This is a genomic window from Vasconcelosia minhoensis LEGE 07310 (assembly GCF_015207255.1).
Classification (GTDB): domain Bacteria; phylum Cyanobacteriota; class Cyanobacteriia; order Phormidesmidales; family Phormidesmidaceae; genus Vasconcelosia; species Vasconcelosia minhoensis.
In genome coordinates, this window is sequence record NZ_JADEXG010000044.1 from 32,505 (window position 1) to 46,311 (window position 13,807).

Consider the following 13,807-nt stretch of genomic DNA (forward strand, 5'->3'; position numbering starts at 1 on the left):
TAACTAATTCTAAGCAACTTTCCCGCCCATCACCCCGGTCAGGGCAACCCTGCCCCTACCTATCACCCGATCACTCTCCCACCGGCCTCCCCATTCCCACCACTAGCCCCAACGCCACCACCGGCAGCAGGCTACAGGCATACAGTCCCAGCGTATAGGCTCCAAAAACCTGCTTAAACCAGGCCAGAATCGTCGGCCCCAGAGCGCTGGCGATAACTAAGCTCATCATTTGGACACCCGCGATCGCGCCCAGATGCGCTCGGCCAAAGTATCGCGGCAGCGCCACTGACGTCAGGGTAGCAAAGCAGCCACCGCTCACACCCAGGCCCAAGACTGCCAGCCAGCGCAGGCTGGGAACCTGCAAGTGGGCCATCGCCGCCACCCCAACCGCCTCAAAAACCATCATCACCCCAAACAGCGGCTTCAGCTGAAAGCGGTCAGAGGCGACGCCGATCCCATAGCCTACCGCTGTCGAAACCACTGCGATTGGCACAAAGATAGCGACAGTCCGCGCTTCAACGAGCCCGGCATCAGCACCAATATCAACAATATGAAAGGTGATGCCAGTAATCGTCAGGGCCTGAGTCGCCAGCGCCAGCGTGATCGCCCAAAAGGCCAGGGTGCGCAGCGCCTCACGCCGGGTCACGCCCTGGATGAACGGCCTGGCCGCTGCCCCACTGATGGTCGAACTGGATTCTAATACAGGTTCTGGCTCCTCCCCATCCATCCGCAGCCCGCACTCTTCTGGATTATCACGAAACAGCAGCCAGCCCACCAGGCTTACCCCAAAGCCAATGACGCCCGCCAGGCTCAGCCAGGTCCAGCGCCAGCCCAGCACCCCAATCCACCGGCTGAAGACCAGGGGTGCGATCGCAAACCCAAAGGAAACGAAAATTCCTTCCAGCCCTGCCGCAAACCCCCGCCTGCGGTCAAACCATTTGCCCAGCGTGGTGCGGCTGGTCATCGTCAGCATCCCCTGGCCGCTGAAGCGCAGGCTGACAAAACCCAGTACTAGCAGTGCCAGGGCAATCAGGGAGGAGCTTTCCAGAGACAGCAGGGCGCTGAGCGCTTGGGCAATGCGATCGCTAACGCTTAGGTAGGCCAGCGTCAGCCCCAGCCACACCGCCGCCATCACAATCATCAGCCGCGCCCCGAGCCGGTCGAGCAGCGCCCCGCCCAGCGGCAGCAGGCAGCCGCTGGTAATCGTCCCAACCAGATAGGCATTGCTCAGCTCTAGCCGAGTCAGCCCGGTGACCGTTAGCAGATGGTCGGTGAAGACGCTGACCCCAATGGTTTGGCCAGGAATGCTGGCGAGGATGCCAAAGGTACTGGCAGCTAAAATCACCCAACCGTAAAAAAATGGCAGGCGATCTGGCTTAAAGGGATAGCCGGGCTGAAAAAAATGCTTCAACGGCGGTGGCGCAATCTGGCTGAGCCGGTTGAGAAAAAACATACAGTCATCACTTGGAGCAAATGGGTCAGACCTTAGGCTAACGGCTCCCGATGTGAAGTACCCGTGAAGCTTGCATCCATTTTTGCTGCTTTTATCAAGTCGGCATGAATTTAACCGCCCCAAAAGACTTTTTGGCAATCCTGGACGCGGCCTTTTGCGTATTCCTTACAGGGAATTCACTTAGGGTTTCCTCGCTCTTTACAAAGAAGACTTAAACGCATGAACGTTCAAAAAACTCTGCTGGGGACAGCCGCAATCGCGGGCATCACCCTGTGTCCAGCTACGGCGATGGCGGCCTCCATGGTCTATAGCGCCGACCTCGATACGCTCAACGGGGACTTTGGCTCAACCGCTAAGGGAGCCGCTACCGTCACCGTTGACGAGCCCGGTGAGAACCTGCGGTCGATCCGCGTTCAGATTCAGGCAACGGGTCTGGAAGATGTCTCTAGCTTTGGCGGTGTCCATGTCGCCCACATCCACGGCCAGTTCGCGGGCAATGCCTCCCGACCCCTATTCGACCAGGGGAACGGTCCCTTTTTCGAAGGAACGGGCGGAACGCCAGTCAGCTCAGTCGTGCCTACCCTAGAAAACGACGATGCGGATGGAGACGGCTATCTCAACTTCATTGAAGGCCGACCGGCCTACGGGCCAGTTGTGCTCAACCTGACCTCTAAGCAGCTGTCAAAAGTGACGACCGCATCTGGCAATACCGTTGGTCCGGTACCGTCAGGAACGCCGCCGCTGTCTCAGTTTCTAGGACTAGTCGGCGCAGGCGAAATTAGCCCCGCCGACCTTTTCCCCACCGGCAGCGAATTCAACCTCGATACCACCTACGACTTTGACCTGACCGACCCCGACCAGGCTCGTCAGTTCAATAATCTTTCTCCCCTAAATCTGCGGGAGGTCGTGCTCCACGGCCTGACGCTACCTGCGAGTATTTCCGATCCAATCGACGCTGCCGTGACCGAAGCGGGCAGCGGTGCACCTCTAGGCATACCCCTTTCTGAAACAGAAAGGTTCCGCATTACCGCACCGGTCGCGGCTGGCACACTGAAGCTGGTGTCTGACGACGGCACGGCAGATGTCCCCGAGCCGATCTCGATGTCGCTGATCAGCGCCTCGCTGCTGGTAGGGGCTCTGGGTCTGACCCGACGGCGTACCGCATAGACTTTGCGCGGCGTGGGCTAAGGCGGTGACCTGGTCTGGATTTAACCGTTTCGCTTAGACAGACTACGAACCGCTGCCCACGACCCCAGCGAGCTGAAGCAGATAGATAATCGCAAAAACGGCAAAAAAGCCTGCGGCTAAGACCGTTCCCCAAAAGGAAATTCCCTTAGGCCGCAGCGAGGCGGGCAGCAGGCGATGGTTGAGATAGAGGGTGAGCCCAGCGACTACGGGAATGTGGGCTGCTGCAAACCGCTAGGGCGATTGTAGCAGCCCCATAGCCGCGAGCCTCTACGGCAATAATCACCTAGCGCCAGACTTCGAGCGTCTATCGGCGGACAGAACGTTTTTTTAAGTATCTATGAAGCCAGCTCGGACAGCTCCATCCAGCGTTCGGTGGCGCTGTCAATTTCAGTACTGAGGGCGGCGAGTCGCTCGGAAAGCTGCTGGAGTTCGGCAAAGTCGTCCGGCGGTTCGGGGTAGAGCTGCTGCTCGACCTGGGCTTTTTCCGCCTCCATCTGGGGAATTTTGACTTCGAGCTGGTCAAACTCGCGCTTTTCTTTATTCGAGAGACGGCGGGGGCGATCGCTGGGTGATTTTGCTGTTGGTCCCGTTGGTTTTACCGGCGTCTGAGCTTTCTCCTGGCGGATCTGCACCTGCTGGGCCTGCGCTTCAGCCCGTTTGTAGTCCAGATAAATTGAATAGTTACCGGGATACTGCCGCAGCCTGCCGCCCGGCTCTAGCGCAAAGATAAAGTTGACCGTGCGGTCGAGAAAATAGCGATCGTGGGACACCGCAATCACACAGCCGTTAAATTCTTCCAGATAGTCTTCCAAAATGGCCAGCGTCTGCACGTCTAGGTCGTTGGTCGGCTCGTCCAGGATCAGCACGTTAGGCGCGCCCATCAGCACGTTGAGTAAAAACAGCCGCCGCTTTTCACCACCGGAAAGCTTGTGAATCGGCGCATACTGCTGGCTGCCGGGAAAGAGAAAGCGCTCCAGCATTTGAGAGGCGCTAATCTGACTGCCGTCGGCGGTTTTGACATAGCTTCCCACCGCCTGAATGTAGTCGATCACCCGCTGATTTTCGTCCAGTGCCGACAGTAGGTCCTCGGAATGCTGGTCGAAGTAGCCAATGTGGATGGTCGAGCCGATCTCAACCCGGCCCTGATCGGGCTCCAAGCGCCCGGTGATGATATCCAGCAGGGTGGATTTACCCGCGCCGTTGCCACCGATGATGCCAATCCGGTCTTCGGGGCTAAATTCATAGCTGAAGTCCTGGATCAGGGTGCGATCGCCATAGCTTTTAGACACCCCCTCCAGCTCGATCACCTTTTTGCCAATCCGCCGCCCCGGGGTGTCGATCGCAACCTTGCCCTGACTTTGCTTGAAAGTGGTATTCTGCATCTCGCGAATCCGGTCAATGCGGGCATTTTGCTTGGTACTGCGAGCCTTGGGTCCCTGCTTTAGCCATTCCAGCTCGCGCCGCAGAATTCCGGCGTGCTTGCGCTGGCTTTTTTCCGCCGAGGCTTCCTGCAGCGCCTTTTTCTCCAAATAGTAGGCATAGTTTCCGGCGTAGGTGTAGAAATCGGCCCGGTCAATTTCAAAAATGCGGTTGGTCACCCGGTCTAGAAAATAGCGATCGTGGGTAATCAGCAGCAGCGCCCCGCGAAAGCCTTTGAGATAGTCTTGCAGCCACTCGACCGACTCGGCGTCGAGGTGGTTGGTCGGCTCATCCATCAGCAGCAGTTCGGGCTCGGCCAGCAGAGCCGCAGCCAGGGCAATCCGCTTGCGATAGCCGCCCGACAGGTCGCCGACCCGCGCCTCAAAGTCCTCAATTCCCAGCTTGGTCAGAATAATTTTGGCATTGGTTTCGACCTCCCAGGCCCCCGCCGCTTCCATTTTTTCACTGACGGTGGCCAGCCGCGTCATCAGCCGGTCCAGGTCGGCCCCGGGCTGGGCCATCTGCCGGGAAAGGGCCTCGTACTGCCGCACCAGCTGCATTTGCTCACCGCTGTCGGCAAACACCTGGTCGAGGACGGTGTGGTCGTCTTCCATCTCGGGCTGCTGCGGCAGGTAGACGATCCGCGCTCCCGCTTTGACCAGCCGCTGGCCGCCGTCGATCGGCTCTAGCCCGGCAATCATCTTCAGCAGGGTCGATTTACCCGAGCCGTTGACGCCAATCAGACCGACCTTATCGTCCGGCTCAATGCTGAAGCTGGCTTCGCGCAGCACTTCCTTGATGCCAAAGTCTTTGTGAATGGATTGGAGAGTGACAATGCTCATGCGCCTGGACTGCTGGCTAATAGCTTCGCTCTTTATCCTATCTTTCCAGGCTGAGATCAGGGGCCAGGCTGAGATCAGGGGCCAGGCTGAGATCAGGGGCCAGGCTGAGATCGGGGGAAGACCGTCAGCCGAGCGATAGGCGGAGGGGGGACGGGGGAATGGTATAAATGTAAAGGTTTATAAAGCGCTTTCAGCAAAAAAAGCTGAGGTGGCAAACCCTCAATCGCAACGATGTTTTGCTCGGCGTTTTGGCTGTGCTCCAGCGACGGGCGTTTGGGTATGGGTATAGCCTGTATCCCCGATATTTAAGGAGTTTTGATTCTTGACTGCAACGTTTAATCCATTGGCGATCGCGTCTACTGAAATCGCCCCTTCTCAGCTCCAGCTCAAAGCCATTGTCAAATCTCTACCTAAGGACTGCTTTCAAAAAAATCGCTGGCGCGCCTGGCAATCGGTACTGGTCAGCGTCGCAGCAGCGGCGGTGGGGTATGGCGCGATCGCGTTTCTCCCCTGGTTCTGTCTGCCGTTCGCCTGGCTTTGGACCGGCACGGCCCTCACCGGCTGGTTTGTGATCGGCCATGACTGCGGCCATCGCTCCTTTGCCCGCCGCCGCTGGGTGAATGATTTAGTCGGCCATCTGGCTTTTCTGCCGCTGATCTATCCCTTCCACTGCTGGCGACTGCTGCACGACCATCATCACCTCCACACCAATAAGATGGACGTAGACAATGCCTGGCATCCCTGGTATGCCGAAGACTACGCCGCAATGAACCCCATCTTGCAGCGGCTCTACCAGGCGGCCCGAGGCGGCTTCTGGTGGACGGCCTCGATCGGCCACTGGATTTTGCTCCATTTTGACCTGCGCAACTTTTCGGACCGCAATCGGCCTAAGGCAAAGTTCTCTATCGCCGTCGTAGCGCTATTCGCGGCGGTTTTCTTCCCGACCCTGATTGCTACCGCCGGGCTCTGGGGTTTGGTAAAGTTCTGGCTAATGCCCTGGCTGTTTTACCATTTCTGGATGAGCACCTTCACCCTCGTTCACCACACCGATCCAGACATTCCCTTTCGCCCGGCAGACAGCTGGAGCGAAGGCGAAGCGCAGCTGGCGGGCACCGTCCACTGCACCTATCCCCGCTGGGTTGAAATTCTCTGCCACGATATCAACGTCCATATCCCCCATCACATCTCTGTCGCTGTGCCGTCCTACAATCTTCGCCTGGCCCATCAGAGCCTGAAAGATAACTGGGGCGGCTATCTACAAGAACGCCAGTTCTCCTGGGCGCTGATGAAAGAGATTGTTACCCGCTGCCATCTCTACCACGAAGAGAGACTGTACCAAACCTTTGACGAGGTTCGGTAAACCATCTGAGTGGCTAAGCACCATTTTTATGGTATTCGAGGCATCAGGGGATTAGCTTTATCGAAAGCTAATCCCCTGATGCTGCTACGTAGACAGCGCTATGGGACTAGCGGCTGTAAGGCTGCTCAATTTTCAGATTCGGAACCACCTGATAGTGCCTAATATTGAATGTGCAAAGCGTAATATTTCGTCCCACGGCAATTAAGCAAATACATGCTTTATTTTATCTATTCGCGAATCTCAGCTTGGTGACGCAGCTGCCTAGCGTGAATTTGACTATCAGCGATATCAGGGCGCGAGCCGATAATGCCCATACTTTCCCAGTAAGCAACTAGCTCAGAGCCGGTTTTAGGAAGATTAGGTGCGTAAGGGCGGAATGAAAGAATCCGTAGAATGTATTCAGGCAAAGACAATCTGAGATTTGATGCCTCGATGGACAGCTCAGTTTCTAAATCTGGAGGAAGGTTTAGACTAACCAAAATAGGAACGCGCTAACTAGGGCAGCTGATTCGAGATAACGATATTAGTCGATCTGATTGATGAGTTAGTCGATCCAATTACTGAATTTGGCCAATTCGCTTATTCCGAGGGCTTAGCCATGCTTTGTGCAGAATCGCTGTCCCAGATGAAGCCGTTTCAGACCCTGCCGGTCGAGCGGCTGGACTGGATCTGCGATCGCGCCGAACATATCCAGCTCAGTCCAGGCGAAATTCTGGTGCGGGAAGGCGATCCCTCCCAGGGTTTCTTTATTCAAATTAGCGGTCAGATTACCGTCAATCGACGCAGCAACGGCGTCGATATGCCCGTCGGGCGGCACGAAAGCCCTTCCTTTTTTGGCGAGGTTCAGGTCCTGACCGAAGATGTCGTTCCGGTCACGCTGGTGGCCGACATCCATACCGACCTCTATCGCCTCAGCTGCCCAGACTTTCTCGACCTGGTTCACAGCTGTCGGGAATTTGAAAAGGATATTTTTCGGACCGTGAGCCAGCGGCTGCGGGGGCTGGAATCCTTCATCCGCACCCGTGAAAAGATGGCCGCTCTGGGTACCCTCTCTGCGGGCCTGGCTCATGAGCTGAACAATCCTGCCGCTGCGCTGGTGCGCGTGCTCAAAGATATTCAGCCCGCCGTGCTTGAGCTACAGCGAATGAACTTAGTCTATGGCCAGCAGCAGGTCAACGAGGCGCATACTCAGCAATGGCTGGACGAGCGCGATCGCGGTTTCGCGGCAATCGCCAATCCCAAAAATAACCCGCTGGCCCAAGGCGATCGCGAAGATGCGCTCACCGACTGGCTAGAAGACTATGGCGTAGCAGACGCCTGGAAGCTGGCCGAACCCCTAGCCGCCGGTGAAACCGAACTAGCCACCTTGGATCGCCTAATGGCACCTTGGCGAGACGACCCAACCGAGCTGCGGGATATGGGGCTGCGCTGGCTGGCGCTTTCCTTTGACGTGATGTCGATGCTCAAAAGCGGCCTGCACGGGGCTGAGCGCATTTCTAACCTAGTGCAGTCGATGAAGTCCTACTCCTATATGGATCGGGCCGTCCTCCAGGAAGTCCAGATTCACGACGGCATCGAGGATACCCTGCGCTTATTTGCCTTCAAACTCAAGCAGGGCATTGAAGTGAAGCGACAATATGGGCCAGATCTGCCGACGATGATGGCCTACGGCAGTGAGCTGAACCAGGTTTGGACCAATTTAATCGACAACGCCATCGACGCGCTGAACGAAGGCCCGCCTGACGATGCCCCGCCTACCATCACCATTCGCACCTGTGAAAAGCGCGATCGCCTGCTGGTAGAAATTGAAGATAACGGCCCGGGCATTCCCCCAGAAGTCAAAAATCGAATTCTAGAGCCGTTCTTCACGACTAAGCCGATGGGCAAAGGCTCGGGCTTAGGGCTCGACCTGGTGCGGCGAACGGTAGAAAACCGTCATGGGGGCAGCCTGATGGTATCTTCAGAGCCGGGCCGGACCTGCTTTACGGTATCGCTACCTATGTCGAGCTAGCGTTAACGAAGTTAGAATCTAAATACTCAAGCAGAATAAAGTATATATGCAATGAAAATCACCATCGAACTACCTGATGAACTGATTCAGTCAACTCAAATTACGGAAACTGAACTTTTAAGAGAAATTGCGATCGCGCTTTTTGAGCAAGAGCGAATCACTCTGGGACGAGCTAGTCTTTTGTGCAACATGAACCAAATTGCGTTTCAAAAACTGCTGGCGAGCCGAAATATCCCTGTTCATTACGACTTAGAAGATTATGAGGCAGATTTGCAAAGTATTCAAGCGGAAGGATGGTAAAGCTCGTTGTCAGTAACACTTCACCTCTCAGCAATTTGGGCGTTATTGGGAAACTACCTTTACTCCGACAGATCTATCCAAAGCTGATTGTTCCTTCTGCTGTTTACAAAGAATTAGCGAAATTTCCTACTATTCAGGGAGAACTATCAGCATTGGTTCAGTGCGGATGGTTGAAAGTCCTACCCGTTAAAAATCAGGCAATGCTGAAGATTCTCAGTAATCGCCTTGATCCGGGAGAGGCGGCTGCAATTAGCTTAGCTATTGAGATCAAAGCTCATCGCCTACTTATCGATGAGCGTCTCGGCAGACAAACTGCGATTGAGTACGGGCTTAAGATTCGAGGAATATTAGGTATTTTAGCGAATGCCAAAGCCCTTGGTATGATATCTGCTCTACGTCCGATCCTGGACGAGCTTATAGAGCAAGCTGGCTTTTGGGTCAGTCCTGTTCTCTATCAGCGAATCCTCAAAGATGCTGGTGAAATTTGATGGCCATCGAGACTCCGTTTCAAAGCAGTTGATAGGTTTATGTCAACTCTGGCCAGTTGGGGTAGGTGACCTGTTGAAAGGGCCATGCTTCTGAGATCCAATCCCTGACGGTGGAGTAGAGGATTAGGGATAGGCCCTGATGATAGTCTTGTTCCCTTACCCACATCAGCACCTCGGCATCGATCGTTTCTTCTGGACTGGGATAGAGATACAAGCAGCCGAGCACTCGGCTTTCGTCTAGGCTGACGACGGTGTAGGCAAACGCCTCTCGCTGCTCGAATTCTCGCTGATGCTTTTGGAGATCCCTCAAATTCTCTTCTATCGTAAATCCCTCTCTGGGCCAGCCGTCCCACTGGGGAAATTCTGTTCTCAGCCGTTCAGCACTTTCGATCACGGCCTCATAGTCTTTCTCAACATCGGCGATCGACAGCATTCGTAGCCGAAACCGATTAGTTTCAAGCTGGGCCGGAACTGCAAAATGGGCTGGAACAAAGTTAGCGCTGTCCATCAATAGGCGGTCTATGCGTCGGGAAGCGGGCAGCTCAGCTCGCTGGTGCGCTGAGTGAATAACAAATTTTCGCGATAGTCAACCGGGCAGTCGATCACGGTCGGGACGGACTGAGCCAGCGCCTCTTTGAGGATGGGCACGAAGTCTTCTGCCGTTTCAATCCGATAGCCTTTGAGCCCCATACTCTCGGCAAATTTAACAAAGTCGGGATTGTTGAATTTAATGAAGGCCGACTCGCCGTAGTGGCTTTGCTGCTTCCATTCAATCAGGCCGTAGCCGCCGTCGTTAAAAATAATGGTGACAAAGGCCGTACCGATGCGGCGGGCAGTTTCCAGCTCCTGGCAGTTCATCATGAAGCCGCCGTCCCCCGTCACCGCGACAACCGATTGGCCCGGGTTGACGAGTTTGGCCGCGATCGCGCCCGGTATGGCAATCCCCATCGAAGCAAATCCATTGGAAATCAGGCAGGTATTGGGCCGCGAGCAGTGGTAGTGACGGGCGATCCACATTTTATGAGCGCCCACATCCGACAGCATAATGTCGTTGGGGTCAAGGGCCTGCCGCAGATCGTATAGCAGCTTTTGGGGCTTAATCGGAAAGCTGTAGTCGTCTGTATATTGCTCATAGTCGGCTCGGATTTGGTCTCGCAGCGAGGCAAACTGATTGTGCTCGTAGGTGGGCCGACTGACCCGACGCAGAATTTCATTTAGCGAATCGGAAATATTGCCGACGACTTCGACGGCGGGGATATAGCTGCTGTCGATTTCGGCTGGCGTCAGTCCAATATGCAGAATCGGGATTTTGCCGTCTGGGTTCCAGCGCTTGGGCGAATATTCAATCAGGTCGTAGCCGATGGCAATCACCAGGTCGCTCTGGTCAATCGCGCAGGAGATATAGTCTCGCTGCGACAGGCCAAAGGTCCACAGCGACAGCGGGTCGGCATAGTCAATCACCCCTTTACCCATGAAGGTATTGGTCACCGGAATCTGGAGCTGATGGGCAAAATGGGTAATCGCCTCGCTGGCGTCGTTGCGAATTGCGCCGTTGCCGACCAAAATTAGCGGTCGGCTGGCCTGAGACAGGGCTACCGCCGCCTGTTGAATGCTCTTGAACGAGGCAAAGGTCTGCTGCTTATCGTCCCGGCGCAGCGGCACGCCCTCCGCTGGCATATCGGCAATATTCTCTGGCAGGTCAATATGTACCGCGCCGGGCTTCTCCGTCTGGGCCAGCTTGAACGCCTTACGCACAATTTCCGGCGTATTGCTGGGTCGTACAATCTGCGTATTCCACTTGGTCACCGGCGCAAACATGGCAACCAGGTCTAAATACTGATGCGACTCAATGTGCATCTGGTCGGTGCTGACCTGGCCCGTAATCGCCACCAGCGGCGCTCGATCCAGGTTGGCATCGGCAACGCCTGTCATCAGATTGGTCGCCCCCGGTCCCAGCGTCGATAGGCAGACCCCAGCCTTCCCCGTCAGTCGCCCATACACATCGGCCATAAACGCCGCGCCTTGCTCGTGGCGGGTAGTGATGAACTGAATCGACGAATGCTTCAGCGCCTGCAAAATTTGCATATTCTCTTCGCCCGGCAGGCCAAATATGTACTCCACGCCCTCGTTTTCCAAGCAGCGAATCAGGAGTTCAGCGGTGTTCATAGCGTTTTGCGCTCTGGGATGTTTGGCCCCAGGCAATAAGTCAAGTTTTGATATTGCCTAAATTCTAACCTGCGATTTAAAGCGAATGGCCCACAGCGGCTGGTTTGACCTTAGAGCTTACGGTCAAGCTAGCATAGTACAAATAAACTTTAAGACCCTGGAGACCCGGAATGACCCAGCCGAGCAAGGGCAGTGGAAGCTGAGGCTGGTGAAAGGGCTGTACCAGAAAGGCTATGACCGCCAGGCGATTATCGACCTGCTGCGGTTCATCGACTGGCTGGTGAACCTACCCGAAGCGTTAGAGCAGGTGTTCTGGCAAGCACTATTGTCCTATCAGGAGGAACGGCGAATGAAGTATGTGATGAGCATCGAACGCTTTGCTGAAGCGCGCGGTCGTCAGCAGGGGGCCAAGGAGGAGCGTAGGGAGCTGATTTTGCGTCAGCTCAGTCGCAAATTGGGTACGCTGCCGGTCGAGACCCGTTCTCAGATCAGCAATCTGTCACCGTCCCAGCTGGAAGACCTGAGCGAAGCGCTGCTTGACTTTGCTGCGCTGAGTGACTTGAATGAATGGCTAAGCCAGCTAGAGGCGCAGCAGGCTGAAGTTTTGCAGCAGCTAGCGGATAAGTTTGGTCAACTAGATGAAGCAGTGGGGGCTCAGGTGCAGGCCTTGTCCTCAAGCTCGCTGGCTAAGCTAAATGAAGCGGCAGCTGATTTTACAGCGGTTGATGAGCTATTGGATTGGCTGAAGGCGCGATCACATCCCGCAGCAGACAATCACAGCGAACTGTAAGGACTACAACGCTGTTCTATATGGCCTAAAGCTAGCTCGATTAAATGCCGTGGCTTTTGCCGATTACCCAGTGGCGTCGAAAGTAGCGCGCGAGGCTGGATTCTTCCAGCACGAGGCAAATCGGTCGCCCGTGGGGACAGGTGCGCGGACGGCGCGATCGCTGCCACTGGTCGAGCAGAGACTGCATTTCTGGCTGGGTCAGGGGCATCCCATTGCGAAGGGCGGTGCGGCAGGCCGTAGCGACTAGGGCCGACTCTAGGTCAGCACCCAGGCTCAGCTCCAGCAGGGCATCGGCACAGTCTGCGCGATCGCGCAGCTGGGCTGGAATGCTGCGAACGGCCCAAAGCTGCTCACCAAAGGGTTCGACCTGGAGGGTGAGCCGCTGGAGCTGCTCAACTTGGGCATCTAGAAGCTGGCTAAGAATAATCGGCGGTTCGGCAGCGACCATCTGCCAGCGCTGGCAGAGCTGCTCGTAGAGCACCCGCTCATGGGCGATATGCTGCTCAATTAAGCAGAGGCCGCTGGCGTGCTCGGCCAGAATATACCTGCCGTGGACCTGCGCGATCGCGGTCAAGCTTTGGGGCAAAGCAGGGCGATCTGTTTCTTCTGGTTCTACCGACCGAGGGGTAGCGTAAACACCGGTCTGCTCGGCCGCCTTAATGACCTGACTAGCCTGCTGGGTTTGGGCATTGGGCTGCCAGCCGATGTCTGACTGCCGTAGGCCGCGTTCGACGGCAGCGGCAATCTGCTGACGCCACTGCTCTAGGGCCTGCAAATAAATCTCGGTTTTAGCCGGATGGCGATTCCAGTCAATTTGCTCGGGTGGCACCGTCAGATGCAGAAAGCAAACCGGAAAGCGATCGCGCGGCAGCGTCTGACGGAAACATTGGATTAGGCTCTGCGATAGGTCAGCTGAATTCACCGGTCGTCCGTTAATCGCCGTGCGCACCCAGTCGGGCCGATGGCGATGACAGCGGTCGGGCAGGCCAACGAGAAGATACGACTGCGGCGGTGCGGTAGGCCAGTGCAGCTCTTGCAAGTCCGTCTCATCCACCGCCCGCAGCAGCTGTGGCAGAACCGTCTTGGCCGTCGTTCCAGGCCATAGGGTGAACCAGGGGCGGTCTCGCTGTTCCACTGTCCAGGTGACCGGCGGGTGGCAGAGGGCCAGCGCCTGGACAACTGCCTGCACCACTTTCACCTGGGCAGTCAGGGCGGGCGTCTGGCGGCGGGCGGGCCAGCGGGCGAACAGGTCGGAGACGGTGACGATGGTGCCGGGCGCGATCGCGACAGACGTCATCTGTTCTGCATTCCCCTCGGCGCTGTAGGTCACCTGCCATCCTGCCGCTCCCGGGCTGCGGCTACAGATACTCAGCTGGGCCAGCTGGGCCAGGCTGTGCAGGGCTTCGCCGCGGAAGCCCAGGCTCTGCACCTGGGTTAGGTCGCTGCGGGTGCGAATTTTGCTAGTGCTGTGAGCCGTTGCGGCCAGGGCCAAATCGGACTGAGTCATCCCGCTGCCGTTGTCGGCGACCCGCACCTGCCAGCGTTCTGGGTTCAGGCTAATCGCAATTCGGGTGGCTCCGGCATCCAGCGCATTCTCGGCTAGCTCTCGCACCACCGCCGCTAGAGAGTCGATCACTTCGCCCGCGGCCATGAGGGAGACGATCTCTGGGGACAGGGGATGGATGGGGGTCATGGGTTCAGCTTAGCGAATTTGGGTAGAGGGTAGAGGGTGAAGAGTGAAGAGTGGGGAGTGATTGAGTGATTGAGTTATGGGGTGGGGTGATTTGGGT

At 56.4% G+C, this 13,807-nt stretch carries 12 protein-coding genes; 6 read left to right on the forward strand and 6 right to left on the reverse strand.

The window, feature by feature from the left end:
• Positions 1-70 precede the first annotated feature (70 nt).
• Positions 71-1,453, reverse strand: a complete 1,383-nt coding sequence (locus IQ241_RS17080) for an MFS transporter (RefSeq protein ID WP_193909429.1) — start codon at positions 1,451-1,453, stop codon at positions 71-73.
• A 219-nt stretch (positions 1,454-1,672) separates the two neighbouring features.
• Here IQ241_RS17080 and IQ241_RS17085 point away from each other — a divergent pair, with 219 nt between their 5' ends.
• Entirely contained in the window at positions 1,673-2,620 is a 948-nt protein-coding gene (locus tag IQ241_RS17085) for a hypothetical protein (RefSeq protein ID WP_193909431.1), read from the forward strand.
• 356 nt (positions 2,621-2,976) lie between these two features.
• Here the strand turns inward: IQ241_RS17085 and IQ241_RS17090 are convergent, their stop codons facing one another.
• Positions 2,977-4,902 carry an ABC-F family ATP-binding cassette domain-containing protein gene (locus IQ241_RS17090; RefSeq protein WP_193909433.1) on the reverse strand — a complete coding sequence of 642 codons (1,926 nt, stop codon included), beginning with the start codon at positions 4,900-4,902 and terminating at the stop codon, positions 2,977-2,979.
• A 322-nt stretch (positions 4,903-5,224) separates the two neighbouring features.
• Between IQ241_RS17090 and IQ241_RS17095 the strand changes: the two genes are divergently transcribed.
• Positions 5,225-6,262, forward strand: coding sequence for a fatty acid desaturase (locus IQ241_RS17095; protein WP_193909444.1), 1,038 nt, complete (start codon positions 5,225-5,227; stop codon positions 6,260-6,262).
• 227 nt (positions 6,263-6,489) lie between these two features.
• Here the strand turns inward: IQ241_RS17095 and IQ241_RS26630 are convergent, their stop codons facing one another.
• Complete coding sequence (locus IQ241_RS26630; RefSeq protein ID WP_390622469.1) at positions 6,490-6,744, reverse strand: hypothetical protein; 255 nt, start codon at positions 6,742-6,744, stop codon at positions 6,490-6,492.
• Between the two features lie 116 nt (positions 6,745-6,860).
• On the opposite strand from IQ241_RS26630, the gene IQ241_RS17100 reads away from it, so the two are divergent.
• From IQ241_RS17100 to IQ241_RS17110, 3 genes are read left to right on the forward strand one after another with little or no spacing between them, the layout of a single operon-like run.
• Positions 6,861-8,273, forward strand: coding sequence for a sensor histidine kinase (locus IQ241_RS17100; RefSeq protein ID WP_193909446.1), 1,413 nt, complete (start codon positions 6,861-6,863; stop codon positions 8,271-8,273).
• Positions 8,274-8,324: 51 nt separating this feature from the next.
• A complete protein-coding gene (locus tag IQ241_RS17105) occupies positions 8,325-8,573 on the forward strand; it encodes a UPF0175 family protein (protein ID WP_193909449.1) in 249 nt (82 codons plus the stop codon).
• Positions 8,567-9,061 (forward strand): DUF3368 domain-containing protein, encoded by a 495-nt coding sequence (locus tag IQ241_RS17110; RefSeq protein ID WP_193909451.1) that lies wholly within the window; start codon positions 8,567-8,569, stop codon positions 9,059-9,061. Before IQ241_RS17105 ends, IQ241_RS17110 begins: the two co-directional genes overlap by 7 nt.
• 37 nt (positions 9,062-9,098) lie before the next feature.
• Here IQ241_RS17110 and IQ241_RS17115 read toward each other — a convergent pair whose 3' ends face one another.
• Entirely contained in the window at positions 9,099-9,569 is a 471-nt protein-coding gene (locus tag IQ241_RS17115) for a GNAT family N-acetyltransferase (protein ID WP_193909453.1), read from the reverse strand.
• 11 nt (positions 9,570-9,580) lie between these two features.
• Entirely contained in the window at positions 9,581-11,227 is a 1,647-nt protein-coding gene (locus IQ241_RS17120) for an acetolactate synthase large subunit (RefSeq protein ID WP_193909455.1), read from the reverse strand.
• Between the two features lie 208 nt (positions 11,228-11,435).
• On the opposite strand from IQ241_RS17120, the gene IQ241_RS17125 reads away from it, so the two are divergent.
• Entirely contained in the window at positions 11,436-12,017 is a 582-nt protein-coding gene (locus tag IQ241_RS17125; protein ID WP_193909458.1) for a DUF4351 domain-containing protein, read from the forward strand.
• 40 nt (positions 12,018-12,057) lie between these two features.
• Here the strand turns inward: IQ241_RS17125 and mutL are convergent, their stop codons facing one another.
• Positions 12,058-13,710: a DNA mismatch repair endonuclease MutL gene (gene mutL / locus IQ241_RS17130; RefSeq protein WP_193909461.1), complete on the reverse strand. Its 1,653-nt coding sequence runs from the start codon at positions 13,708-13,710 to the stop codon at positions 12,058-12,060.
• Between the last annotated feature and the right edge of the window lie 97 nt (positions 13,711-13,807).